24 protein-coding genes and 1 pseudogene are annotated in these 24,176 nt (G+C 32.9%); 9 read left to right on the forward strand and 16 right to left on the reverse strand.

Translation table 11 applies throughout. The annotated features are described in order from the left end of the window. Positions 1-10: 10 nt before the first annotated feature. The 3 genes from BUE95_RS10625 to BUE95_RS10635 form a co-directional block, all read right to left on the reverse strand. On the reverse strand, positions 11-826 hold the full coding sequence (locus BUE95_RS10625; RefSeq protein WP_073584294.1) for a hypothetical protein: 816 nt from the start codon (positions 824-826) through the stop codon (positions 11-13). Positions 827-978: 152 nt separating this feature from the next. Further along, a complete protein-coding gene (locus BUE95_RS10630; protein ID WP_073584296.1) occupies positions 979-2,556 on the reverse strand; it encodes a S41 family peptidase in 1,578 nt (525 codons plus the stop codon). A 66-nt stretch (positions 2,557-2,622) separates the two neighbouring features. After that, positions 2,623-3,462, reverse strand: coding sequence for a helix-turn-helix domain-containing protein (locus tag BUE95_RS10635; protein ID WP_084530276.1), 840 nt, complete (start codon positions 3,460-3,462; stop codon positions 2,623-2,625). Between the two features lie 282 nt (positions 3,463-3,744). Here BUE95_RS10635 and BUE95_RS10640 point away from each other — a divergent pair, with 282 nt between their 5' ends. Continuing rightward, entirely contained in the window at positions 3,745-4,149 is a 405-nt protein-coding gene (locus tag BUE95_RS10640) for an ankyrin repeat domain-containing protein (RefSeq protein ID WP_073584300.1), read from the forward strand. A 134-nt stretch (positions 4,150-4,283) separates the two neighbouring features. Beyond that, positions 4,284-4,688, forward strand: a complete 405-nt coding sequence (locus BUE95_RS10645; RefSeq protein ID WP_143165280.1) for an ankyrin repeat domain-containing protein — start codon at positions 4,284-4,286, stop codon at positions 4,686-4,688. A gap of 48 nt (positions 4,689-4,736) precedes the next feature. On the opposite strand, the gene BUE95_RS10650 is transcribed toward BUE95_RS10645, so the two are convergent. From BUE95_RS10650 to BUE95_RS10680, 7 genes are all read right to left on the reverse strand, one after another. After that, positions 4,737-5,252 (reverse strand): CAP domain-containing protein, encoded by a 516-nt coding sequence (locus BUE95_RS10650; RefSeq protein WP_073584304.1) that lies wholly within the window; start codon positions 5,250-5,252, stop codon positions 4,737-4,739. A 1-nt stretch (position 5,253) separates the two neighbouring features. Further along, complete coding sequence (locus BUE95_RS10655) at positions 5,254-6,381, reverse strand: hypothetical protein (RefSeq protein WP_143165281.1); 1,128 nt, start codon at positions 6,379-6,381, stop codon at positions 5,254-5,256. A gap of 111 nt (positions 6,382-6,492) precedes the next feature. Further along, positions 6,493-8,730, reverse strand: a complete 2,238-nt coding sequence (locus tag BUE95_RS10660) for a monovalent cation:proton antiporter family protein (RefSeq protein ID WP_073584308.1) — start codon at positions 8,728-8,730, stop codon at positions 6,493-6,495. Between the two features lie 85 nt (positions 8,731-8,815). Continuing rightward, entirely contained in the window at positions 8,816-10,159 is a 1,344-nt protein-coding gene (gene purB, locus BUE95_RS10665) for an adenylosuccinate lyase (protein WP_073584310.1), read from the reverse strand. Positions 10,160-10,234: 75 nt separating this feature from the next. Beyond that, the gene (locus BUE95_RS10670) at positions 10,235-10,924 is read right to left on the reverse strand and encodes an SIR2 family NAD-dependent protein deacylase (RefSeq protein WP_073584312.1); all 690 of its coding nucleotides are present in this window, start codon (positions 10,922-10,924) and stop codon (positions 10,235-10,237) included. A gap of 56 nt (positions 10,925-10,980) precedes the next feature. Next, positions 10,981-11,766, reverse strand: coding sequence for an anti-sigma factor (locus BUE95_RS10675; protein ID WP_073584314.1), 786 nt, complete (start codon positions 11,764-11,766; stop codon positions 10,981-10,983). Further along, entirely contained in the window at positions 11,759-12,289 is a 531-nt protein-coding gene (locus tag BUE95_RS10680; RefSeq protein WP_073584316.1) for an RNA polymerase sigma factor, read from the reverse strand. The genes BUE95_RS10675 and BUE95_RS10680 overlap by 8 nt, the downstream gene beginning before the upstream one ends. A gap of 55 nt (positions 12,290-12,344) precedes the next feature. Between BUE95_RS10680 and BUE95_RS10685 the strand changes: the two genes are divergently transcribed. Continuing rightward, the gene (locus tag BUE95_RS10685) at positions 12,345-13,016 is read left to right on the forward strand and encodes a TrmH family RNA methyltransferase (protein ID WP_073584318.1); all 672 of its coding nucleotides are present in this window, start codon (positions 12,345-12,347) and stop codon (positions 13,014-13,016) included. On the opposite strand, the gene nhaA is transcribed toward BUE95_RS10685, so the two are convergent. The 3 genes from nhaA to BUE95_RS10700 form a co-directional block, all read right to left on the reverse strand. Continuing rightward, complete coding sequence (gene nhaA / locus BUE95_RS10690; RefSeq protein WP_073584320.1) at positions 13,000-14,163, reverse strand: Na+/H+ antiporter NhaA; 1,164 nt, start codon at positions 14,161-14,163, stop codon at positions 13,000-13,002. The two genes, BUE95_RS10685 and nhaA, sit on opposite strands and share 17 nt — an antisense overlap. 68 nt (positions 14,164-14,231) lie before the next feature. Further along, entirely contained in the window at positions 14,232-15,005 is a 774-nt protein-coding gene (locus BUE95_RS10695) for a carboxypeptidase-like regulatory domain-containing protein (protein WP_073584322.1), read from the reverse strand. Positions 15,006-15,090: 85 nt separating this feature from the next. Next, entirely contained in the window at positions 15,091-16,980 is a 1,890-nt protein-coding gene (locus tag BUE95_RS10700) for a DEAD/DEAH box helicase (RefSeq protein ID WP_073584324.1), read from the reverse strand. A 184-nt stretch (positions 16,981-17,164) separates the two neighbouring features. On the opposite strand from BUE95_RS10700, the gene BUE95_RS10705 reads away from it, so the two are divergent. After that, positions 17,165-17,779 carry a trimeric intracellular cation channel family protein gene (locus tag BUE95_RS10705; protein ID WP_073584326.1) on the forward strand — a complete coding sequence of 205 codons (615 nt, stop codon included), beginning with the start codon at positions 17,165-17,167 and terminating at the stop codon, positions 17,777-17,779. Here BUE95_RS10705 and BUE95_RS10710 read toward each other — a convergent pair. Together BUE95_RS10710 and BUE95_RS13820 are read right to left on the reverse strand one after the other, a co-directional pair. Continuing rightward, a complete protein-coding gene (locus tag BUE95_RS10710; RefSeq protein WP_073584328.1) occupies positions 17,748-18,329 on the reverse strand; it encodes a non-canonical purine NTP diphosphatase in 582 nt (193 codons plus the stop codon). The two genes, BUE95_RS10705 and BUE95_RS10710, sit on opposite strands and share 32 nt — an antisense overlap. Beyond that, positions 18,295-18,453, reverse strand: a complete 159-nt coding sequence (locus BUE95_RS13820; RefSeq protein ID WP_234977650.1) for a hypothetical protein — start codon at positions 18,451-18,453, stop codon at positions 18,295-18,297. The genes BUE95_RS10710 and BUE95_RS13820 overlap by 35 nt, the downstream gene beginning before the upstream one ends. Positions 18,454-18,547: 94 nt before the next feature. Between BUE95_RS13820 and nirK the strand changes: the two genes are divergently transcribed. The 5 genes and pseudogenes from nirK (at position 18,548) to BUE95_RS10735 (ending at position 23,295) form a co-directional block, all read left to right on the forward strand. Continuing rightward, the gene (nirK, locus tag BUE95_RS10715) at positions 18,548-20,017 is read left to right on the forward strand and encodes a copper-containing nitrite reductase (RefSeq protein ID WP_073584330.1); all 1,470 of its coding nucleotides are present in this window, start codon (positions 18,548-18,550) and stop codon (positions 20,015-20,017) included. 140 nt (positions 20,018-20,157) lie between these two features. Continuing rightward, a pseudogene (locus BUE95_RS10720) lies at positions 20,158-20,469 on the forward strand (c-type cytochrome); the annotation flags it as partial. 25 nt (positions 20,470-20,494) lie between these two features. Then, positions 20,495-21,280, forward strand: a complete 786-nt coding sequence (locus BUE95_RS10725; RefSeq protein ID WP_073584334.1) for a formylglycine-generating enzyme family protein — start codon at positions 20,495-20,497, stop codon at positions 21,278-21,280. A gap of 117 nt (positions 21,281-21,397) precedes the next feature. Further along, positions 21,398-21,991 (forward strand): SCO family protein, encoded by a 594-nt coding sequence (locus BUE95_RS10730; protein ID WP_073584336.1) that lies wholly within the window; start codon positions 21,398-21,400, stop codon positions 21,989-21,991. 26 nt (positions 21,992-22,017) lie between these two features. Then, positions 22,018-23,295, forward strand: coding sequence for an alginate export family protein (locus BUE95_RS10735; RefSeq protein WP_073584348.1), 1,278 nt, complete (start codon positions 22,018-22,020; stop codon positions 23,293-23,295). A 119-nt stretch (positions 23,296-23,414) separates the two neighbouring features. Here the strand turns inward: BUE95_RS10735 and ric are convergent, their stop codons facing one another. Next, a complete protein-coding gene (gene ric, locus BUE95_RS10740) occupies positions 23,415-24,137 on the reverse strand; it encodes an iron-sulfur cluster repair di-iron protein (RefSeq protein ID WP_073584350.1) in 723 nt (240 codons plus the stop codon). Between the last annotated feature and the right edge of the window lie 39 nt (positions 24,138-24,176).

Here is a 24,176-nt window from a genome sequence, read left to right on the forward strand (position 1 = left end):
GTTTAAGTTATTACAGTTGATTTTTAATTTCTTTTATTATTTCACTTACTTCTTCGGTTGAATAAATGCAACCATGGCAAACTTTTACATTTCCTTTTTTATTTGTTACGTTATGAAACAAATCTAATTCTTGTTGACTAAATTTAGTCCCCGATTTCATTAATTTTAAAAATCCTTCAACTGCAAACATTTGTTTTTCAGTATTAGTTGAATGTAGCCATTTTAAAATACTTTCTTTGTCTTTTTTGGCCACAAATTCATTCAATTGCATTCTCTCTTTTGAATACATTGCTCCAGCTCCACAACCGTTTCCAAAAGTTATATTGGTTAGAAATAATTCTTTTTCGTTTAGTTCTGCTTGAAAATTATTTTTGAATGAAGTTTTTAAATTCTCAATTTCTTTATCGTTCTTGAATTTTTCTATCAATTCATAATAAGGTTCCCATTCGTAAGAATCTGACCAGCTCGATTTTACTTTTTTGTTTTTTTCTTCGTTAAATTCATAGTAAATAATCTCATTTTCTGAAGTAATTAATTTTACTTGAAAACATTCTAATGAAGTTGTTTTCTTTCCATTTTTATAAATGTATTGATAGTATTCAAAAACACCTTCGTTAAAACCAGGAGCTACTTCTCGAAAATATATCCAACGGCCATTTATTTTATCTTCATCAAATAACTTTTCAATACAGTTTTCAAGTTTTAAAAAATCTTTAGTTGAAAGTGCACTTTTGATATCGTCATTATTTTGAAAAAATAATTTAAAAGTTAAAACAGAACCAATAATCACAAGAATTGATACTATAATTAAAGTGTTTTTTTTCATGTTTCTATTTTTGAAAACTGTTTGTCTTATTTATTAAAAATAATAATTCTTTTACAGATACCTACAATTAAATGTCAAAAGAAATGATAAAAGGGTCAACGACACTCGTAAAAGAGGATAAGAGAAAATCCTTCTAAATCGGGATTATAGTTTTATTGATTATTCTCTAACGCTAACACTTTTTTAAACATGGCATCGTGATTATAAAGAAATTCTTTTCCAAACACATTTTCTTTTGTTGTAGTTCGCAAATACAACTCATCAATGGAATACGGAACAGGGTATTCTACATTGTTTTTAAAAGTATCTTCTGCAGTTTTATTGTCTGTGAAATCAATTTGAGGCTCCACTCTAAAAATAACTTTACTATTGGGCAACATTAAAACAAAGGGACTTCTTTGCAGTCCACCAAGTAAATCAGGTGTTTCTCCAATGTTAATCAATTGCTCACTGTTTTTGGCTAAACTGGCTAAACTGCTTGATGCTGAATAAATAAAACGATCTTGTAAAATATAGATTTTACCTGTAAATGGATATTTTACGCTATCAGGAACTACAAAATTGTTTCTCATTTTTATATAAAACATTTCGGGTTCTTTTAAAGTTGGAACATTAACTTTAAATGTAAAAAGGGAATTTTTTTGTATCGAATCACGATTATATTCAAAATAATTTCGGGTAAATGGACTCCAATTTATTCCAAGAATCAAATTTGAACGTAAAGTGTCTTTTACTATTTTATTTAATACTTTGCTGTAAGTGTAATCAGAACCACCACCATTTCCTCTAATGTCAATTACAACAGCATTCACTTTGTTTTTCTGAATAATGTTTCCAAGACGACGATTAATAGAATCGCCTAAATGTTCTTCCATTCTAGGAAGCTTAGCATAAAAAATGCCTTGTTTATCAAAATAATGGGTAATTAAAGAATCCTTACTACTATTGTAACCATATTTCCAATTTCTCTCTTCTAAAAAATTTACCTTATCATTTTTAATGATATTCAATTCGTAAATTTTAGATGCTTTATCTTCAAAAACTAACTTTAGTCTACCGTTTTTATACACTTCAGAATGACGATAAAAATTCTCTTTGTAAGTTCTTTTATTGGTTCTGTCCCAACGTAAAGGGGAAGCCAATTCGGTAAGATCATTAACGAATTTGTGAATTGCTATTCCATTACAACTGATAAGTTTCATAGAAGTAGGATAATTTTTTTCCTGGTATGAAAAAGGTAATAAATTATAGTATTCACCAGAAGTATACATAAGATTCAAATCTAAATTGGTGTACACTTCTTTATTAAAATAGCGATCATATTTATAACTATTTTCGGTATCGGTACTATCGATACCTTTTACAAGTCCTAATGGAATTCCATATTTTTTCATATTGTCCAATAGCGCAGGGCCTAATCTGTTTGTGTGACCGTCTTGTGCTGAATTAAGAGTTTTATCTACAATTTGCAGAAATTCTTTGGTTGTAGTTTTCTTATTGATTTGCTTTCTAAGACTTTTTGCGTGTTTATCAAAATCGATTCCTCTTACTTCTTTATTGAAATAAACAATTGGACTGGTTTGTTTGATTAATGACACCAAAGTATCATGATCTTCTATCATTTGCGAATAAGACAACTCTGGTAACCTATCTGAATTAGAAGTAGATTGTTTTGAGGAGGAACAAGCAACTAACAAACAAATAATACTTATAGAAAAAAACTGTTTCATTATATTTTATTTTAAGTACAAATGAAATCAATTGTTTTTGACTAAAATTGTAAAAATCGTTCACAACTATTTTTTATTGTAAATCCAAGTCAAATCATTTTGTTGTACCGAAACTTTCTCAATTAGTTTTTTGGGAGTACTGCCTGTAAAAATTTTAAAATCCTTTATCAAATGGGCTTGGTCGTAATACTGATTAAGAGCGTCTATTTCACTAGGCGAATGTTTTCCGGTTTTAATTTCGTCTAAAATAGTTCGAAATCGAACGGTTTTTAAATACGATTTTGGGTTTTGTCCCAAATTATTTTTAAACAAACGAAATAACGAACTGTCGCTTACTTTTATAGTTTTAGCCAAAGTTTCAATAGAAAAATTCTCGGAATTATTTGTAGCGATGAGGTGTAATGCTTCTTTTAACTTATACGGAATATCATGGTTTAGCTTCTTTAAAAGTAACATTTCTAATATAGCTGTTCTTTTAGCAAAATCATCTTCTTCAAAAATTTTTTCTAGAATGTAGTTGTTCTTAGTAGAAAAAACCGCTTCAAAAACACGATCAGAATTCATTAATTCATCATAAGATACATTGGTAAAAGCTCTTAAAGCCGACGGATAAAAAATAATACAAACTTGGTCTAAACTTGAATTGATATCCACTTGAAAAGGCATTTTATGAAATCCGTAGAGTTTACTAACAAAGGAATTGTTCCCTTGCGTAATGATACAATGATTCGTATTGGATTGATTGAGGTAATTAATGTTGTTCTGCTTGTAAATTGCCAAGCATAAATTCTTGTTTGGAAAAGTGGTGTAATTTAAAATGCTAGAATCAGTCTTTTTAAAATAGAGAAAATATTGGACATATTTTTTCAATGTTTCATTTTTGGGCTTTATGATTATAGAATTCATTTCTTATTTTAGGGCTGATTTCGTTTTACATTTTAAAAGAATAATTCTCCGTAAAGATAGAGTAAGCTGTTTAATTTATTTTACTACGTAATAATTTTTATAAAAGTATCCAACTAAGAAGAACGGTTAGCTTATGAAGTCATCACACTAAAGTAAAAATAACACCACAATTCACTGACTTTTTTTAGGCCATTTGTTAAAGTTATGTTAGATTTTAAAAAAGCTGTAACGAATGGTTCAAGAGTTCGTCCTATTCTCATCAATCATTAAAAATTAATCATCATGAAAAAAACGAACAGATTTTGGGTAATCGTACCCGCAGTAGTAATGTTGTTTAGCAATGCTGTATCAGCAAATGTTTTCTCTACAAATGAAAATGTTTTGGTATCTGAGATAGTAGCTTTACCTCCCTCACAGTTGAATCTTGCAATTAGTAAAGGTGATTTTGCCAGAGTTAAAGAATTAGTTGAAATAGGAGTTGATATTAATAAGAAAGACGAGAGAGGCGTATCTCCTTTAATGTATGCTATTGTATTTGATCAACCTCAAATTGTTTCTTATTTAATTGGAAATGGTGCAGATTATAGAGCTACTGATGCTAGTGGAGTTGCTGTATATGAATATGCAGAAAAGTCCAAATCAAAAGAAATTATAAAGTTGATTAGCGACGCTCGTAAGAGAAGATAATAATGAGTCCCGATTTTATCGGGACTTTTTTTGTTCCGTTGTTATTTGTTAAAATTTTGTTAGAAGTATAAGGTTTGCGTAACAAAATCTTTTTGGGTTCGTCTTCAGGCTATCAATCATCAAAATCAATCATCATGAAAAAAACGAACAAATTTTGGGTGCTGCTACCTGTTTTAGGAATCTTATTTAGTAATGCTTTACAAGTAAACGCCGCTACAAAAGAAAACACTAAAGTTTCTGTAGTCATTGTAAAGCCCGAACCTACCCAGTTGAATTTAGCTATTAGTAATGGAGACCTTTCAAAAGTACAAGAGCTTGTTGGAAAAGGAGTCAATATCAATGACAAAGACGAAAGAGGAAAAACCCCTTTAATGTATGCTATTTTATACAAACAAACGGATATAATTTCTTTTTTAATTCAAAATGGAGCTAAGCTTACTACTAAAGATTCAAGAGGTTTTGTCGTAGCAGATTATGCAAAAAAATCAAAATCAGCGACGATTATAAAGATAATAGAAGAAGCACGTAAGAGAAAGTAATTGAGAGTCCCGATTAATCGGGACTTTTTTATAAAGACAATTTAAACATTATTTTTCTATAGCTCCAAAAATTTGAACGGCATAAATTCTCTTATCTTGCCAATCGATATTCAAACAAATTGCCGTAGAAGTGTATTTTACATCGAGAATGTTCTTGTAGTGGCTAGGCGAGTTTTTCCATAGATTAAATATTTTTAAAGCTAAAGCGTCTAAATCGGCATTCGAATAAACATGATCTTTAATTCCTATAAATAGTATGTTTTCTCCAATTAATGTGTAAGAATTAGTGCTATAGAAATAAACTCGATCTTTTGGAGTCTTTTTTTTTGAATTCGACTGTTCGTGCGACAAAGTTTTTATTTTTGTAAGGTATTTTACATGGTCATCTGCTGCTTTTTCCAATTGAGTATCTAGATCGAATTCTTTTCTTCCGTTCTTGGTCCGCTCTTCGTTGATGAGTTGAACGACTTTAGTTTTTAATTTTTCTAAATCAATTTTATTTTGATTTTGACTGAAACTTAAAGCAGAAATGAATAATAGGAGTAGGGTGATTTGGGTTTTCATGTTAGTTGGAGATTAGTTCTTGCTTTAATTTATCCAAAGTGGTTTCTTTGAAATTTAAATCAAATTCACTTCTTGAATTTTTTTCTATATAAAACGAATCATACATGATTTTATTTCCTGAATTAGCATAAATAACAACTTTGATTCTACCGACAATTTTAACTAGATTTGATTGAATTTCAAAAGGCTTTAAATCATAGTTTAATATTGATTGATTGTTTTGATAAATTAGATTCAATGAAAAGTATTTAAGTTCTTGATTTGTGTTTCTAAAAGTTATTTTTTTCTCAACTTCATAATCTAAGATTTTATCAATGTTTATCCAACCTAATTTATCTGAAGTAAAAGAATAGATTTGATCTTGATTTTGAAAAAAATCATATCTTTCCATTTTTTCTTCAATAGGTAAGTTTTGATCTTTTAATAGTATATCCCAACCACTATTTGATTCAATTAATGCTTCAATCCTTTTTTTATTTTCTTCATTTAGAATTTTTAAATATTCCAATGAATCTATCTTTTTAACAATACTTAGACTATCAAGAATAACTTTTTTCTTAAACTTATCAGGAATATTTTCATATTCCCATTTCCCGGAATTGAAATATTTTAGATTTCTGACTATATCAGATATTTCAGTGTAAATTTGATTCTTACTCAATTCCCATTTAAAAACAGAATCATTATTGTTATAATAAATAGTACTCTCTGTTAATGGTTTGTTTGGTATTGTAACATTGTAAGATTTACCTTTTCTGATTTTCAGTTGTTTACCTTCTTCTTTAAAATTAATGTAAAAAATTCCCGAAGACTCTAGTAATTCGTCTTTATTTGTTACAGTTGATAAACCATTTAAAATCATATCTTCTTTGGAGTAAAACTCTTTTAATTCAAAAGTGATTTTTCCATTCGTATAATTTTCAAACAAATCTTTAGTAATCCAAATTTTAGTACCTTCTTTCCCTGAAACTAAAGTGTTATTTTTCAGAACAAACTCAAAAGTTTGCAATTTATCCGTTTTTAATTTTGAAGAAATTGCAATGGAGTTTTCTTCAATTGGTAAAGAATATTTCTCTTTTTGGCAAGAAAATATTGTAAGAGATAATAGAAGGATGTAAAATGATTTCATAAAGTTAGTTTTCAAAGAAATGCCAACTTTCATGCCAAAAAAGAGATTCCTTCTGAATGACAAACGTTGTAGATAACTCAACACTGTTACTGCCAACTGACCACTTGAAAATTACCCCTTCAAAAACGCATTAATCTTTTTTCTATCACCAGCAATCCACAAAATATCATCGGATTCTAAAACCCAGTGCGATTCTGGGTTTAGAATACGTTTTCCGTTGCGTTCGATACCAACGATGATGCCGTGCGTTTTCTCTCTAATTTGAGATTCTCGGATGCTTTTTCCAATGCAAACACGGTTTTTAAGTTCCAATTGTTGCAAGATGATGTCCTCTTTAACAGCTGTTACAGGAGCATCTATTTCGTGTTTATCTAAGTAATTTTTAAATAACTTTACTTGTTCATCGGTACCAATTATGTTAATTTCATCTCCAGGAAACAAACGTTCTGATCGTATGGGAATATTAATGGTAATTTCACCACGTTTAATCGCGGCGATATTGATTCCAAATTGTTCTCTAATTTTTAATTCTTCTAGCGTTTTTCCGGCTAAATTAGACTCTTTAGCAATTTCAAAATCAGCCATGTGACCATCCCAAGGAGAAAGTACATTCTGACGTTTACTGGCTTGTTTAGCGATTTCTCTATCGTTAAAATTTCTCAAAAAGTGCCCTTCAATTTTATTATAAAAGGCATGTAATCGTTTTGGAAATAGCACATAAGAAACTAAACCAATAACCAATGCAATAAAGGCAATAACAGGAGAGAAAAATTCATTCAATACAAATCCCATGTAAAAAAGGGAAAGCGCAATTCTAAAGAAGACTAATACGATAATTGGGCCTTGGTATTTTCGGACTTGCATTAATTCTTGTACTTGTTCTACAGCTACTCTTCGTAACGATAATGCCCATAAAAATGGTGATAAAATGACAACCGTTATTAGAGCAGCTATAGCATTTCCAAAACGAGAATCTTCAACTAAAGGCAAAATATATTTAGACGAAAGTAGAATTATCGCCACAATAATAATAGAGTGAATTATTACCTGAGTTAAATACGCTTTCAATACAATTTGCCAGGTGCTAACCGATTTAATAGCTTCGGTATTAGCACTATAGCGTTCTATTTTTTTTATCCAACGTCTTGGAAGCTTTTTTTCTAAGTAGAGTGAAAAAGGTGTCGAAAATTTCACCATAAATGGTGTTGTAAATGTAGTTATGGCTGAAACGGCAACCACAATAGGGTATAAGAAATCGCTTGTTACATTTAATGTCATTCCCAAAGTAGCAATAATGAAGGAAAACTCTCCAATTTGCGATAAACTCATTCCCGTTTGTATCGATTGCTTTAAGGGTTGACCAGAAAGTAAAGCTCCGATGGTTGAGGAAAGCGATTGCCCAAGAATTACAACCAAAGTTAAAATCGCAACCGGAAATCCATATTTCATTAACATTTCTGGATCGATTAACATTCCTACCGATACGAAGAAAACGGCTCCGAATAAGTCTTTAACCGGTTTTACCAAATGTTCAATGTGTTCGGCTTGTGTAGTTTCAGCAATAATCGAACCCATAATAAACGCACCAAGAGCAGGAGAGAACCCTACATTTGCAGCAAATAATACCATTAACAGACATAAAGCTAACGAAATTATTAGCAACATTTCATCCGTCAAAAGATGCTTTGCCTTTTTTAATAAGGTTGGAATGAAGAAAATTCCCGCTACAAACCAAATTGTTAAGAAGAATACTAGTTTTAAAACCGATTGCAATAATTCGCCACCCGAAAATTGCTGGCTTACGGCAACGGTTGACAATAAAACCATCATTAAAATGGCTAAAATATCTTGTACGATTAACGCTCCGATTACATTTCCTGCGAATTTTTGTGTTTTGACTCCTAATTCGTCAAAGGTTTTTAAGATGATGGTGGTAGATGAAATGGATAAAATAACCCCTAAAAATAAACTGTTCATTTTACCCCAATCCATTAGTTGTCCAACGAAATAGCCTAAAGCCACCATTGAAATAATTTGAGTTAGTGCGGTTATAGAAGCCGTTCCACCCACTTTCATCAGTTTTTTAAAACTAAATTCGAGTCCTAAACTGAATAGAAGGAATATTACACCAATTTCAGCCCAAACCGTAACACTATTCATGTCTTTCACGGTAGGAAAGAAATCGAATTCACTTCCTGCTAAAAATCCAGCTACTAAATAACCTAAAACCAGCGGTTGCTTTAGTATTCTAAAAATTAAAACTGCAATAGCAGCTGTGACAAGAATTAACCCTAAGTCACTAATTAAATTGGGTAAATGAACTGTTGAGGCAGTTAGTAATATTGGCATATATTTGAATTTTTACTAAAGTAAAAAAAAATCTGCTTGAATCAAAATGACTAAAGCAGATTTGTTAAAGTTATATTTAGTTGAATTAAATCCCCAAATAATTACTTGGTGTAATTTGCATTAACTCCGCTCTCACTTCTTCTGAAACGTTTAAAGTTCCGATGAAATTATGAATCGCTTCTTTGTTAATTACGGTATTCGTTCTGGTTAAGTCTTTTAGAGCTTCGTAAGGATTTGGATAACCTTCTCGACGTAAAATTGTCTGAATCGCTTCTGCAACTACGGCCCAGTTTTTTTCTAAATCTTCTGCGAATTTGTCTTCGTTCAATAACAATTTGTTCAATCCTTTTAACGTGGCTTCAAAAGCAATTAAAGTGTGTCCCATTGGCACCCCTATGTTGCGTAAAACGGTACTATCAGTCAAATCGCGTTGTAAACGTGAAATTGGTAATTTTGCAGATAAATGTTCGAAAATCGCATTTGCAATTCCTAAATTCCCTTCCGAATTTTCAAAATCAATTGGATTGACTTTATGTGGCATAGCTGAAGAACCAATTTCGCCTGCTTTGATTTTTTGTTTGAAATAATCCATTGAAACATACGTCCAAATGTCTCTATCTAAATCGATTAAGATCGTATTGATACGCTTTAAAGCATCAAAAAAGGCTGCAAAATGGTCGTAATGTTCAATTTGTGTTGTTGGAAACGAATGGTGTAATCCTAAACTGTTTTCTACGAAATCCGTTCCGAATTTTCTCCAATCCGTGTTTGGGTACGCCACTTTGTGCGCGTTGTAATTTCCTGTGGCACCTCCAAATTTAGCGGCAAAAGGTACGTTAAATAACAAACGCATTTGCTCTTCTAAGCGCTCTACGAAAACTAAAATCTCTTTTCCTAAACGAGTTGGAGAAGCCGGTTGTCCGTGTGTTCTGGCTAACATTGGAACGTTTTGCCATTCCATTGCTAATTCTTTTAATTTCGCAATGACGCTTACTAAACCTGGTAGATATACATTTTCGAATGCTTCTTTTGTTGAAAGCGGAATCGCTGTATTATTGATGTCTTGAGAAGTCAATCCGAAATGGATAAACTCTTTAAATTCTTGTAATCCTAAACTGTCGAATTTCGATTTGATGAAATATTCCACCGCTTTAACATCGTGATTCGTAGTTTTTTCGGTTTCTTTAATCCAAAGCGCATCTTCGGTAGAAAAGTTTTTGTAAATAGCTCTTAAAGAATCGTAAATCGATTTATCAATTTTAGCTAATTGTGGTAAATCAGCTTCGCGCAAAGCAATAAAATATTCCACCTCTACCAAAACACGGTATTTAATTAAGGCTTCTTCTGAAAAATAAGGAGATAAAGAAATAGTTTTGCTTCTATAACGACCATCAATTGGCGAAATAGCATTTAATTCTGTTAATTGCATTTTGTTGTGTGTTGTTTAAAAGAAGTGCAAATTTAGTAATTAGTGATTAGTTATGAGTAATTAGTTGGGAGTTTTTTATTTTAAATTTAAAAGTTCCTCTTTTACAATTTTCATTCCTTCAACTGCGGTTAGGGGTAACACTTTCAACTCATTTGGTAAATCGTAAATCGTAGCTGGATTTGGATCGATGTAATAAACAGGAACGTTTGGGTCTACATAGTTCATCAATCCAGCGGCAGGGTATACTTGTAAAGAAGTACCGATAATAATTAAAATAGCAGCGGTTTCTACGATATCGATGGCGTGTTCAATCATGGGTACATCTTCTCCAAACCACACAATATGAGGTCGTAGTTGGTTTCCTTCCATGTCTAAATCACCTAAATTTAAGTCATGTTTCCAATCAATGATAAAATTTTCATTGGAAATGCTTCGCACTTTTAACAATTCACCATGCAAATGAATGACTTTATTACTTCCTGCTCTTTCGTGTAAATCATCAACATTTTGTGTTATAATATGGATATCAAAATGCTGCTCTAATTCCGATAAAATTTCATGGGCTTTGTTGGGTCGTACCGATAAAAGTTGGGCTCTTCTTTTGTTGTAAAAGTCTAAGACCAATTCAGGATTTTTTTTCCATCCTAGAGGTGAAGCTACTTCCATTATATCATGTCCTTCCCATAAACCGTCGGCATCTCGGAAGGTTTTTAATCCGCTCTCGGCACTAATTCCAGCACCAGTCAGTACTACAATTTTTTTCATTTTCTTTTACAATTTTTTTTAAAAATAAATGCGCCTATAAAAGACGCATTTGAGTATTATACTTTTCCTAAAGTGTAAAGTTGTTCTAATGTTGGACTGGCGCTACCACCAGCAGGTTCTAAAGTAATTCCAAATGCTTGAGGAGAATCGGTGTTATCCACTTTTATAACTTTAGTTGTACTAGTAGTATAAGAGTCAAGTAAACCAATGCTTGTTGGCGTTAAGACGGGTTCTAACTGTAACGACCATACTTGATATACCATTCCTTTTGGCGGTTCTGGTAACCCTGAAGCATCGATGTAAACTGTTTTAGTAGTTTTGTTGTAATAAGCCTTAGCAAAAGCTTCTGGCGCTACTTGTTGACCAGCTAAAGCAATAGCAACATTGCTTGTATCTCTCAAAATAGCCAAGACTTCTTCAGATTCTTTTTTCTTCAATTCTAAATCAACAACCGATTCTTGTAATAAGTCTTTCTGAGTTGAAACAGTATTCAAGGTTTCGTTAGTTTGATTTAATTTGTAAAATTGAAGTCCGAAACCAACCACTAATACGGCAGCGGCAACCCAACCCGTGTATTGCGACCAATTTGAACGTGGTTTCATAGTTACAACTTTATTTCTTCCTAATAATTCAGCGCGTATTTTCTCGAAATTAGTTGCTGATAGGTGAGGAGCTACACTATACGATAAATTAATTACCGCATTTTCGATAGCTTTTATTTCTTCTTTTACTTCAGGGTATTGTGCTGCCATTTGGTTAACTTCCGCAATTTCTTCTTCGGAAAGTTTTCCAAATACATACAATTCTAAAATACCTGATTCGATATATGCTCTACTATTCATTGATCATCAGTCTTAATTCATTCATACAATTTCTATTTTGAGTTTTCACGGTTCCTAATGGAATTTCTAACTCTTCCGATGCTTCCTGCTGCGTATACCCTTTGAAAAATAACAAATCGATCAGTTGGATACACTTGGGTTTCAATTTTTTGATGAATTCTTTTATTCCTATTGCATCTATTTTATTGATTGTCTTCGCATTGTCATCTAACAGATGTACGAAATTATCAGCAGATAAGTTTTTTTGGCTGTTGTTAAAGTTTTTAGAACGTAATTTATCAATTGAAGAGTTGCGTGCTATATTTAACATCCAAGTGTAAAGCCTCCCTTTGGTAGTGTTGTAAGAATCGATGTTTTTCCAAATCTTAATGAATACTTCTTGGAGCACGTCCTCAGCTTCCTCTTTATCTTTGATTAAATTAAAAATGATGCCATATAAACTCTTGGCATAATTGTCATATAGTAAAGTAAATGATCTGTCATCTTTCTTGAGTAACAGCGGTAAAAGTTCTTCTTGTGTCATGCAGTTTTCTTTTTTTTGTCTAAAATAATAAAAAAAGTAGTATTATTTTTGCGATATGAAGAAATTTAATCAAGAGTTGTTAACATATTTAGAAGGTTTTCTTACAGAGAACAGAAAAGAAGGTTTTTTAAGGGTTTTAAAAAACAGAACCAAACATTTTACCATTGCCATGGAAGATGTATATCAATTGCACAATACAAGTGCTGTAATGAGAAGTTGTGAAGTTTTTGGTGTGCAAGAATTGAATGTGATCGAACAGAAATTTGGAAAACGAATCGATTCAGAAATTGCCATGGGCGCTCAAAAATGGGTGGATGTTAATCGTTTTAATACGGTTCAAAGTTGTATTGATGATATGCGTGCTAAAGGATACCAAATAATTGCAACGACGCCTCATAACGACTCTTGTATGTTACACGAATTCGATATTTCAAAACGTTCGGCAATATTTTTTGGTACAGAAAAAAACGGACTTTCTGAAGAAGTAATTAAACAAGCGGATGGTTTTATTAAAATCCCGATGGTGGGTTATACCGAAAGTTTAAATATTTCGGTTTCTGCAGCCATTATCATCCAAGATATCACAACGCGATTGCGACAATCTAAAATCGATTGGCAATTGACCGATGCTGAAGTCCTCGAAAAACGTTTGGATTGGACCCGAAAATCAATTAAAGATATTGAATTTATTGAACGAAAGTTTCATGAAATCAATGTGGACCTTTAACTTTTATTTTATAGCGTTTTTTCAGTGAAAAATTTAAAATTAAATAGCCAATAATACCCGCTATTAAAGAAGAAATTAAGATAACAAATTTAGCATTATTAATTGTAGTTTCGTCTTCAAAGGCTAAAAGGGTAATAAAAATAGACATTGTGAATCCAATTCCGGCTAAAAATCCAACGCCAAATATGGTTTTCCAATCGAGACCTTTTGGAAGTTTACATAGGTTTAATTTGGTGGCAAGTAATAAAATTAAAGTAATACCTACAGGTTTTCCAATAATTAATCCTAAAGCAATTCCTAGACTGTAGTTTTGCGTGAAGATGGAACTATAATCTGTTCCGATTACTATGGCTGTATTTGCCAATGCAAAAATTGGCATAATGATGAAAGCAACAGGTTTATGTAAAAAATGTTGTAATACATAAGAGGTCGATTTTTTCCCTCCATTTCCAAACGGAATGGCAAAAGCCAAAAGGACACCTGTAATGGTTGCATGAACACCAGAATGCAACATGAAATACCACATTACTATTCCTCCTATTAGGTAAGGGATGAGGGAATAGACTTTTAAACGATTTAAAAGCAATAAAAACCCAAAAATTGCAAGCGCAATTATAAGGTTTAACCACAACAATGTTTTGGTGTAAAAAATAGCGATAATAAGGATAGCGCCTAAATCATCAATGACAGCTAATGCTGTTAAGAAGATTTTTAAAGCGATAGGAACTCGATTTCCTAAAAGCGATAGTATGCCTAGGGCAAATGCGATGTCAGTAGCCATTGGAATTCCTGCACCAGACTGCGTTTCTGTTCCAAAATTGAAAAGTAAAAAAATCAAAGCAGGAATTAACATACCGCCCACAGCTCCAAACATCGGGAGTAGCGCATCTTTAACTTTAGACAATTCTCCCTTGTAGATTTCCCGCTCCAATTCTAAACCAATTAATAAAAAGAAAATAGTCATTAAACCATCATTGATCCAATGCTCAATACTATGTCCAGAAAAAGAGGTTTCCCAAAAATGAATATAGGTACTGCTCAAGCCAGAGTTGGCTAAAATTAAGGAGATTAATGTAAAGCCGATTAAAACTAATCCGCCCGATTTTTCACTTTCAAAAAATTCTTTATAAAGTTTGGTTACTTTCATGTGTTATAAATATAAATTCTTCCAACTCTATTCGAATTAGTCAATCGTAATACAAATGGAATGGAATTTTATTTGTTTTTTCTTAAAATTTTATACTCTTCATAACATGCGTTGATTGCATCCATGATTTGTAAATCGTTTGCAGTTTGTATAAAATATTCGGAGTAGTTACAGTTTTGAAGTATTAGAGGAATGTCATCTTTGTCAATTTCTAATAAAGCAGCTAGCGTTACTCGATCAAATTTGGTGGCTAAAAGATTTCTAACAGTATCATCTTTTTTCATTTCTTTCAATTTCTTCATTTCTTTTGGACGTTTACCAAAAGCATTATAAAGGAAATCTGCAGGATTGAAAATAGAACCGATTACTCTGGAGACTGCACTTGGCGATTTATCTCCAACTTCATATCCTCCTTTTACACCAGGAATATCATATCGATAACTGTCTTCTGATACGGGTATAAGCTTTGTGTCTACTTGTAAATAACCAGTTAAATTGTATTTAGCAATGGTTACATCATTTAATTCGTAGACTTTCTCACTGAGATAAATTTTTGTGGGATTGTCTTTAATCCAGTCATTGGTTACTTTCACTTTAACCGTTTCATAGCCTAAAAAGGAGAATAACAAGGTGTCGTTTACTTTAGCCGCAATTTCAAATAAACCGCTTGGAGAAGTAATGGTTCCTGTGACATTTGTGGTATTAATAACGTGCACATTTGCCATTGGTAAACGCGTCTCGTTTTGAATAACTGTTCCTTTGATAAATTTAACGATAGAGTCGTTTTGTGCATTTACCAATGAGGAACTAATTAAAATAAAAAAAACTACAAAATATCTCATTCTTTATTTATTGATTCAAAAATACGAATCTAAAGATGATATTTTGTAGTTTTTAGAAAATTTATAAGAAAATTAACGAAAAAATCTAGCTTCTTCTTGGTCTTCTTGGTCTTAATGAATCACCAGTACTTTCGGCACGTCTCGGTGCTCTATCAGAAAATCCGCCTTCTCTTCTTGGAGCTGAACTACTTCTTTCTCCTCTGAATCCGCCTTCTTTTCTTGGAGCCGAACCTCGGTCGCTTCTGAAACCTCCATCTCTTCCGCCTTCTCTTCTAGGAGCTGAACCACTTCTTTCACCTCTAAATCCGCCTTCACGTCTTCCGCCACCAGAATTTCTTCCATTGTGATCACGTCTTCCACCACCGTCGTTTTTAGAAATTTCAACATTTATTCTTCTACCGTTCATGTCATATCCGTTAAGAATAGACATTACTTTGTCAGTATGTTCTCCATCAGTATTAAAGAAAGAGAAACCTTCTTTCACGTCTACTTTAAATACGTCATCTCTGCCTAAGTCTAATGTTTCTTTGATGAAGTCTTTCAATTGCATCCAATCGAAATCATCTCGAGCCCCAATATTGATGAAATAACGAACGGGATCACCTGCTCTAATTTCTCTTGGTTCTGAACTTCTTTCTCTATCACTTCCTCTTTCACCTGATAAATCACGTTTTGATTTGTAATAGTTGATGAATCTATTAAATTCAACAGATACCATTTTCTTAATTAATTCCTCTTTAGATAAACCATCTAAAACTTCATTAATTGCTGGTAAATAGTTGTCAATTTCGTGATCAACTTCTGTGTCTTTAATTTTTGTTGCTAAATGTAATAACTGAATTTCGCAGATTTCGATTCCAGATGGAATTGTTTTTTCTTGGAACTTTTGTTGGATTATACGTTCAATAGAATGAATTTTTCTCAATTCACTTTTTGTAACGATGACAATTGAAGTACCTAATTTTCCAGCTCTACCTGTTCTTCCTGAACGGTGATTGTAGGTTTCAATTTCGTCTGGTAATTGGTAGTTAACAACGTGTGTTACATTATCTACGTCAATTCCACGAGCAGCAACGTCTGTTGCAACTAACATCTGGATTTGACGACCACGGAACGATTTCATTACACCATCACGTTGTGCTTGTGATAAATCTCCGTGTAATGCCGCTGCATTGTAACCATCTTCAATTAATTTTTCCGCAACCGCTTGTGTATCCCGTTTTGTTCTACAGAAAACCACAGAAAAAATGTCGGGATTAGCATCTGCTAAACGTTTTAAAGCTTCATAACGGTCTCTAGCGTTTACCACGTAATATTCGTGAGAAACAGTAGCTGATCCAGAATTTTTATGTCCAACCGTAATTTCTACTGGAGTCGACATGAATTGTTTTGCAATACGCGCTACTTCAGCAGGCATAGTTGCAGAGAATAACCAAGTGTTTTTCTCGTCTGGTGTGTCCGATAAAATGGAACAAATGTCTTCGTAGAATCCCATGTTTAACATCTCATCTGCTTCATCTAAGATACAAAAATCAATGTTTTTAATGTTTACAAGACCTCTGTTAATCATGTCTTGCATTCTACCTGGGGTAGCCACAATAATTTGGGCACCACGTTTCACTTCTCTAGCTTGTTCTGTAATGCTTGCACCACCATAAACAGCCACAGTATGTAACCCTTTTATGTACTTTGAGTATAATTTAATCTCGTTGGTGATTTGTAAGCATAATTCACGTGTTGGCGATAAAATTAATGCCTGAGTATTTCTATTTTCAGCATCAATTTTTTGAATTAACGGGAAACCAAAAGCTGCGGTTTTCCCTGTACCTGTTTGCGCAAGGGCAACTAAATCTGTGTTTTGTTCCAATAGTACTGGAATCGCTTTTTCTTGTACTTCTGACGGATTCTCAAATCCTAGATCTTTTATCGCCAGCAGTAGCGACTCATTCAATCCTAATTGTTCAAATTTATTCATAAAATATTTTAAATTGGGTGCAAAGGTACGGTTTATTAATTAGATAAACTAATTTGTTAGGTATTGATTTTCAATTTGTTATGATTTTACTTCTTTTGGTAGATTTTGTAATTATTATTTTTATCCCTCTTAGCGGGTTAAAAAAACGCAAAATTGAAGTACTTTTGTTTGAAATACTACAATAATGTTTGAACTTTTAGATGTTACAGGAACTCTGGTTTTTGCTATTTCGGGGGCTTTAACGGCTATTTATAAAAAATTAGATTTGTTTGGGGTGTATTGCATTGCTTTTGTAACGGCACTTGGAGGTGGAACAATCCGCGATGTGATGATTGGAAGAACACCTGTGGGTTGGATGCTCGATATCGATTATGTTTATATTATTACCATCGGATTTGTTTTATCAATCGTTTTCAATCATTATTTAGAACGTTTGCGAATTTCTATGTTCTTATTTGACACCATTGGTTTAGGTGTTTTTACCTTAATTGGTTTAGAAAAAGGAATTGAATTTGGCTTGAGTCCTGTGGTTTGTGTTATTTTAGGTACTTTAACTGCTACTTTTGGAGGTGTTATTCGCGATATTTTATGTAATGAAATTCCAGTGTTATTTCGAAAGGAAATTTATGCAACGCTATGTATCGCCGGAGGAATTTTGTTTTTTATTTTACAAAAATTACAAGTACAAGGAGATTTTATATCCTTGACGGTCGCTCTTTTTATAATTAGTTTCCGATTAATCGCGTTTAAATATAATTGGAGTTTACCTATTGGCTCTGTTTTTGCAAGAAAAGAATAAGTTCTTTCACTGCAATTCCTCTGTGACTAATCTTTGATTTTTCTTCCATCGTTAATTCAGCAAAAGTTTTGTCATATCCATTTGCTGTAAAAATTGGATCGTAGCCAAAACCATTAGTTCCAATTTTCTTATCCATAATTTTTCCGTTTATGATCCCGGTAAATAAATTTTGTTTACCGTTTAGATTTAATGCAATTACAGTCTTAAAATTAGCATTTCGATTCGATTTATTAAGCAATTCAGACAAAAGTTTATCCATATTATCGTTGGCATCTTTTTGTTCGCCCGCATAACGAGCGGAATATACTCCCGGAGCACCATTTAATACCTCTACCTCTAAACCAGTATCATCTGCAAAACAGTTATAACCGTATTTTTCGGTTACATAATTGGCCTTGATAATTGCATTTCCTTCAATTGTAGTTGCAGTTTCTGGGATTTCCTCGATACATCCGATGTCTTCTAAACTTAAAATTTGTATCGTTTTTGGAACTAATTGTTGTATTTCTTGAATTTTATTTTTGTTGTTGGAAGCGAATACGAGTTTCATGAAAAGTGGTTTGTTTTACTGCAAATATAAAGCTTTCTTCGAGAATTTGAACCTTCTTTTTTAGTGCTTTTTTTCCTTTTTGATATCGCTTTAAACTATTTTTTTTAAACATGATTTTTATCATATTAAAGGACGTTTAAGTCTTTTAATTTTGACCTATAAAATGATAGTAACGAAACTATTATTGAAACCAATATTTAAAACTAATTTTTTCTACCATGAGTAATTTTATTAAAAGAGTTCTAGTATTATGTGTGGCTTGTTTGGCAAGTATCGCATGTAAACAGAACGGTGACTCAACTACCAACTATGCCGATATTTCAGTTGGTGATGAAATGATTGCAGAATTGACAGCACCTCCATTTGTGCCAAAGCCTGTTGGAGATCGTCCTGCAAAAAAATTAATTGTAAACATGGAAATTAAAGAAATCGAAGGTGAAATGGCCGACGGTGTTAAGTATGTTTACTGGACTTTTGGAGGTAGTGTTCCAGGAAGTTTTATTAGAACTAGAGTAGGTGATGAAGTAGAATTTACGTTAAAAAATCATCCAGACAACAAATTGCCTCACAACATCGACTTACATGCGGTTACTGGGCCAGGAGGGGGAGCTTCATCTTCATTGGTAGCGCCAGGACATGAAAAAACATTTAACTTCAAATGTATTAATCCTGGATTATATGTATACCACTGTGCTACAGCACCTGTAGGGATGCACATAGCAAACGGTATGTATGGATTGATATTGGTAGAACCTGAAGGTGGTTTGCCTCCTGTAGATAAAGAATACTATGTGATGCAAGGAGATTTTTATACAAAAGGGAAATACGGAGAGCCAGGAATGCAACCATTCGATATGACAAAAGCCGTTGATGAACATGCAGACTATGTTGTGTTTAATGGTAAAGTTGGAGCGCTTACAGGAGAGGGTGCTTTAACAGCTAAAGTTGGAGAAACGGTTAGAATTTATATGGGTAACGGTGGGCCAAATTTAGTTTCTTCCTTCCACGTTATTGGGGAGATTTTCGATAAAGTTCACATCGAAGGGGGAGATATGATTAATGAAAATGTTCAAACTACGTTAATTCCAGCCGGAGGTTCTGCTATTGTAGAGTTTAAAGTAGATGTTCCAGGAACTTTCATTTTAGTAGATCACTCCATTTTCAGAGCGTTTAACAAAGGTGCTTTAGGGATGTTAAAAGTTGAAGGTGCTGATAATGCTAAAATTTATTCAGGTACAACTCAAGAAGGAATTTATCACCCAGAAGGTGGAACGATTCAAAACATGCCAAAAACGGGTAATGGTAAAGAAGTAGTGGTAAATAAAACGTTAGACCAACAAATTGCTGATGGTAAAAATATCTATGGAAGAACTTGTTTCGCTTGTCACCAATCAGAAGGACAAGGTATTCCAGCTGCTTTCCCACCATTAGCTAAATCCGATTACTTAAACGCTGATCCGAATAGAGCAATTAATGCGGTACTTCATGGATTAAGTGGAGAGATCACAGTAAATGGTAAAAAATACAATTCGGTGATGACGAGTCAAAACCTTACCGATCAAGAGATTTCGGATGTTTTAACCTACATATATAACAGTTGGGGTAATAACAAAACAAAAGTAACCCCGGAAATGGTAAAAACACAAAGAGCTAAACCAGCGCCTAAAGTAAAAGATATGCACGAATAATAATCAAATAAATATAGTTAACAAAAATGAAAAAAATAGTATTGAGTGCCATTGCACTTATCGTAACCGGAACTTTAATCAGTTTTAAATTGCCAACCACCAAGACATCTGAAGTAGTTGCATTTCAGGATGGAAATAAAGGAAAAGCAATTTACAATAAAACATGTGTAGCTTGTCATCAAGCAAACGGACAAGGTATTCCAAATGCATTTCCTCCTTTAGCCAAATCGGATTATCTAAATAAAGATGTAAACAGAGCCATAAAAGTGGTGTTAAACGGATTAAACGGTCCTATTACAGTTAATGGTAAAAAATACAATAGTGCGATGACAAGTCAGGGATTAAATGACCAACAAGTAGCAGATGTATTGACTTACGTTTACAGCAGTTGGGGTAACAATAAAACAAAAGTTACGCCCGCAATGGTAAAAGCACAAAGAGGTAAAAAATAAGACTAAACCTTAAACAAACTGAAGAATGGAAGCTCAATTTATGAAACGATTTCACTACTGCCTAATTTTATTATCTTGGGTTTCCATTTCTTTTTCTCAGGTGCCCGAAGATATGGTAACCATTGGAGCAGGGAGTTACGTTCCGTTATATGGAACAACAGATAAGAAACCAGTGAACATCAAATCTTTTTTGTTAGATGTATATCCGGTTACGAATCAACAATATTTAGAATTTTTGAAAAAAAATCCAAATTACCGAAAATCAAAAATCAAACGCCTTTTTGCTAATACAACTTATTTATCAGAATGGAGTGGTGATTTAAGTTTCGGACAATTAAATGCAAATGCACCTGTAACTAATATTTCTTGGTTTGCTGCGAAAGAATATTGCGAATGTCAAGGTAAAAGATTAGCCACTTTAGACGAATGGGAATATGTAGCTATGGCTGATGAGAAACGAAAAGACGCTCGTTCAAGAGAAGAATTCAACAAATACATCTTGAGTTGGTACGAAAAAAACAAAACCTATAACAATTCCGTAGGGAAAACATTCAAAAATTATTGGGGCGTTTACGATATGCACGGATTAGTTTGGGAATGGACTTTCGATTTCAACAGCATTTTTTTATCAGGAGAATCTAGAAAAGATAAAGACACCGATAAAGATTTGTTCTGCGGAAGCGGTTCTGTCAACGCCACCGATTTAATGAATTACGCCGCTTTTATGCGCTATGCTTTCAGAGGCAGTATAAAAGCAAACTACACTACAAAAAATTTAGGTTTCCGATGTGCCAAAAACATCGCTAATTGAGTTTTCAATTAAACAATAAAATCATGAAATCGCCACAAATTCTTCTTTTGCGTAAGCAAAAATCATTATTAAAAAGGCGATAACATAGGTTACCAATAATAAATAAAATTTCAACATATGAAAAAGATAATTTTATTCGTAATTGCTTCCCTTTTATTAATCGGATGTAATTCAAAAGAAGAAAAACAAGGCATAAAAGATAAACCTATAACCGATTTATCAATTTACAACTTGCCTGAAAAATGGACCAATCAAGACGGAAAAGATATTGAACTAAAAGAATTGAGAGGAAAAGTTCTTGTAATGGTGATGATTTATACTTCTTGCAAAGCTGCTTGTCCAAGATTAGTTGCTGACATGCGTCATATTGAAGAACGAATTCCTGAAGAATACAAAGACAAAGTCCAATTGGTTTTAGTAAGTATTGATCCAACGGTGGATACTCCAAAACGATTAAAAGATTTCTCTATCGAAAATAAAATGACAGGAAATCAATGGGTTTTCTTGCGTTCAAATGAAGAAAACACCAGAGAATTCGCAGCAGTTCTAGCCGTAAATTATAAAAAAATATCTCCGATAGATTTCTCTCATTCCAATATCATCAGTGTATTTAATGCAGAAGGGGAATTGGCATTCCAACAAGAAGGCTTAGGAGTTAGTTACGACAAAACGGTTTCAAAAATCAAAGAAGAAGCGGCTAAAATAGAGTAGTGGCTTCCCCAAAAAATCAATAAAACATGAAACTTCAAAATAAAATGCTAGTTGCAGTTGCTTTTGCAATTTCAACTGTAGGTTCTTTTGCCCAAGAGTTAGAAGTCAACCTACAAATACGACCTCGATTTGAATACCGAAACGGTTTCAAAGAATTAATGAAAGACGATTTTTATCCTACTTCATTTGTTTCCCAACGTTCGAGAATGAATTTCTTCTACAAACAAGAAAAATTGAAAGCCAATGTATCATTTCAAAACGTTAGAGTTTGGGGCGATGTGGCTACAACTTCTCCATCGGATAAAAACGGAGTAGCGTTATTCGAATCTTGGATTTCGTATGATTTCAATACGAATTGGACAGCAAAATTTGGACGACAGGTGCTTTCTTATGATAATCAGAGAATTATGGGTGGAATTGATTGGCTACAACAAGGACAAAGCCACGATGCCGTTTTGGTTACAAACAAGAAAAATGGCTACCAATTGGATTTCGGAGCAGCGTTAAATAACAATAACGAAGCTTTATACGAATCGGCTTATGTAACGAACTATAAAAACATGCAGTTTATTTGGTTCAACCAAAAATTTTCTAAACTTAGTTTGAGCTTTTTAGCATTGAATAATGGCTATCAATATGAAAATTTGTTTGAAAATAAATTCCAAGTTGCCTATTTGCAAACCATCGGAACTTATGGAAAATGGGATGCTTCTAAATTCTATGGCGATTTCGGTTTGTATGTACAAATGGGTGAAGCTGCTGTTACAAATGATAAAGTTGATGTTGGTGCGTATTATGCTGGATTTAATTTAGGATATAAATTCTCTTCTCCATTTAAAGCCGAATTAGGTTTCGAATATTTATCTGGAAAAGATCAAAATGATACCGATACTAAAGTAAAATCGTTCACACCTTTATTTGGAACCAATCACGGATTCAATGGTTTAATGGATTATTTCTATGTAGGAAATCATAAAAATTCGGTTGGATTACAAGATTTTTATACCAAATTCATTTACGACAAGAATAAATGGCAAGTAACGTTAGCGCCTCACTTATTTTATAGCGCTGCATCGGTTTACAACATGACGACTTTAGAGGAACAAGATAGCTATTTAGGTACTGAAATCGATTTAACAGCAACATACAAATTAGACAAAAACTTTGTAATATCGGGTGGTATTTCTAAAATGTTTGCCAGCGATACAATGGAAATATTAAAAGGTGGAAATAACAACAATTGTAACAATTGGGCATGGGTAATGGTTTCATTTAATCCGCAATTGTTTACTTACAAAAAATAGATTAATTATAAATGGGTTATTTTTAATTAAAAAAGGACTGCTAATTATTTTAGCAGTCCTTTTACTTTAAAAAGAGTCGCTCTGTTTACCAAAACGACTCCGTTTAAAAACCTAATTAACTAATAAAACTTTTCTTGTAAAACAATGGCACTTGGAAACAAAATATTATTTTCTAAATGAATGTGCGCATGTAAATCCGCTTCAAATTCTTGTAGCATTTGATAGGTTACTTTGTATGTGTTGCAAGCATCTGCTGGTGGAGTGTAGTTGTTTGATAATTCTACAATTTTTTCAAATCGTTCGCCTTCATTTTCATGTTCTTCCATCATCATGGCAATAGGATTGGCTACAGAACCAAATCCAGGATTGTTGATTGGAGTATTATTTCGATTAGCTTCTACCATTTTTTTGATAAACGGGAACAGAATTAACTCTTCTTTTTTCATGTGCTGCGTTAATTCATCAGCGCTTTGCTTAAATAGTTTTTTAATCTCAAAAAGCTCTGGATGTTGGGCACCGTGAACTTGTTCTAATTTAAGTAAGAACGAAAGCAATTGCGGTATCTTTTCTTCTACATAACGATGGTGTTTCTTCTCTATGTAATCAATTAATAAATCCAACTCCCAAGATTTAAAATCGATTCCTTGATCGTTGTTGTTTGCCGTAACACGTTCTAATTCTTCTAAAAGCGCATATTTATCAATGCCTTTTTTTGCACATACTTCATCGATTGTTCGGTTTCCTTTACAACAAAAATCGATACCTAACTGACTGAAAACGCCTGCAGTTCTATAATCATCTGCCACTATGTTTCCTACTGTTTTGTTTGAATCTATAATCATAATACTATATTTAATTTAATAAAGGACAAATGTATCCTT

Origin of the sequence: Flavobacterium cucumis (assembly GCF_900148835.1) — a bacterium.
Taxonomy (GTDB): Bacteria; Bacteroidota; Bacteroidia; order Flavobacteriales; family Flavobacteriaceae; genus Flavobacterium; species Flavobacterium cucumis.

Excerpts from the sequence above, each read along its gene's own strand:
- BUE95_RS10635 (WP_084530276.1), bottom strand. The coding sequence starts at position 3,462 with ATGAATTCTATAATCATAAAGCCCAAAAATGAAACATTGAAAAAATAT.
- BUE95_RS10660 (WP_073584308.1), bottom strand. The coding sequence starts at position 8,730 with ATGCCAATATTACTAACTGCCTCAACAGTTCATTTACCCAATTTAATT.
- BUE95_RS13820 (WP_234977650.1), bottom strand. The coding sequence starts at position 18,453 with ATGATAAAAATCATGTTTAAAAAAAATAGTTTAAAGCGATATCAAAAA.
- BUE95_RS10705 (WP_073584326.1), top strand. The coding sequence starts at position 17,165 with ATGTTTGAACTTTTAGATGTTACAGGAACTCTGGTTTTTGCTATTTCG.
- BUE95_RS10625 (WP_073584294.1), bottom strand. The coding sequence starts at position 826 with ATGAAAAAAAACACTTTAATTATAGTATCAATTCTTGTGATTATTGGT.
- purB (WP_073584310.1), bottom strand. The coding sequence starts at position 10,159 with ATGCAATTAACAGAATTAAATGCTATTTCGCCAATTGATGGTCGTTAT.
- BUE95_RS10640 (WP_073584300.1), top strand. The coding sequence starts at position 3,745 with ATGAAAAAAACGAACAGATTTTGGGTAATCGTACCCGCAGTAGTAATG.
- BUE95_RS10645 (WP_143165280.1), top strand. The coding sequence starts at position 4,284 with ATGAAAAAAACGAACAAATTTTGGGTGCTGCTACCTGTTTTAGGAATC.
- BUE95_RS10675 (WP_073584314.1), bottom strand. The coding sequence starts at position 11,766 with ATGAATAGTAGAGCATATATCGAATCAGGTATTTTAGAATTGTATGTA.
- BUE95_RS10630 (WP_073584296.1), bottom strand. The coding sequence starts at position 2,556 with ATGAAACAGTTTTTTTCTATAAGTATTATTTGTTTGTTAGTTGCTTGT.
- nhaA (WP_073584320.1), bottom strand. The coding sequence starts at position 14,163 with ATGAAAGTAACCAAACTTTATAAAGAATTTTTTGAAAGTGAAAAATCG.
- BUE95_RS10685 (WP_073584318.1), top strand. The coding sequence starts at position 12,345 with ATGAAGAAATTTAATCAAGAGTTGTTAACATATTTAGAAGGTTTTCTT.
- BUE95_RS10710 (WP_073584328.1), bottom strand. The coding sequence starts at position 18,329 with ATGAAACTCGTATTCGCTTCCAACAACAAAAATAAAATTCAAGAAATA.
- BUE95_RS10655 (WP_143165281.1), bottom strand. The coding sequence starts at position 6,381 with ATGAAATCATTTTACATCCTTCTATTATCTCTTACAATATTTTCTTGC.
- BUE95_RS10730 (WP_073584336.1), top strand. The coding sequence starts at position 21,398 with ATGAAAAAGATAATTTTATTCGTAATTGCTTCCCTTTTATTAATCGGA.
- BUE95_RS10735 (WP_073584348.1), top strand. The coding sequence starts at position 22,018 with ATGAAACTTCAAAATAAAATGCTAGTTGCAGTTGCTTTTGCAATTTCA.
- BUE95_RS10650 (WP_073584304.1), bottom strand. The coding sequence starts at position 5,252 with ATGAAAACCCAAATCACCCTACTCCTATTATTCATTTCTGCTTTAAGT.
- BUE95_RS10725 (WP_073584334.1), top strand. The coding sequence starts at position 20,495 with ATGGAAGCTCAATTTATGAAACGATTTCACTACTGCCTAATTTTATTA.
- BUE95_RS10670 (WP_073584312.1), bottom strand. The coding sequence starts at position 10,924 with ATGAAAAAAATTGTAGTACTGACTGGTGCTGGAATTAGTGCCGAGAGC.
- nirK (WP_073584330.1), top strand. The coding sequence starts at position 18,548 with ATGAGTAATTTTATTAAAAGAGTTCTAGTATTATGTGTGGCTTGTTTG.
- ric (WP_073584350.1), bottom strand. The coding sequence starts at position 24,137 with ATGATTATAGATTCAAACAAAACAGTAGGAAACATAGTGGCAGATGAT.
- BUE95_RS10695 (WP_073584322.1), bottom strand. The coding sequence starts at position 15,005 with ATGAGATATTTTGTAGTTTTTTTTATTTTAATTAGTTCCTCATTGGTA.
- BUE95_RS10680 (WP_073584316.1), bottom strand. The coding sequence starts at position 12,289 with ATGACACAAGAAGAACTTTTACCGCTGTTACTCAAGAAAGATGACAGA.
- BUE95_RS10700 (WP_073584324.1), bottom strand. The coding sequence starts at position 16,980 with ATGAATAAATTTGAACAATTAGGATTGAATGAGTCGCTACTGCTGGCG.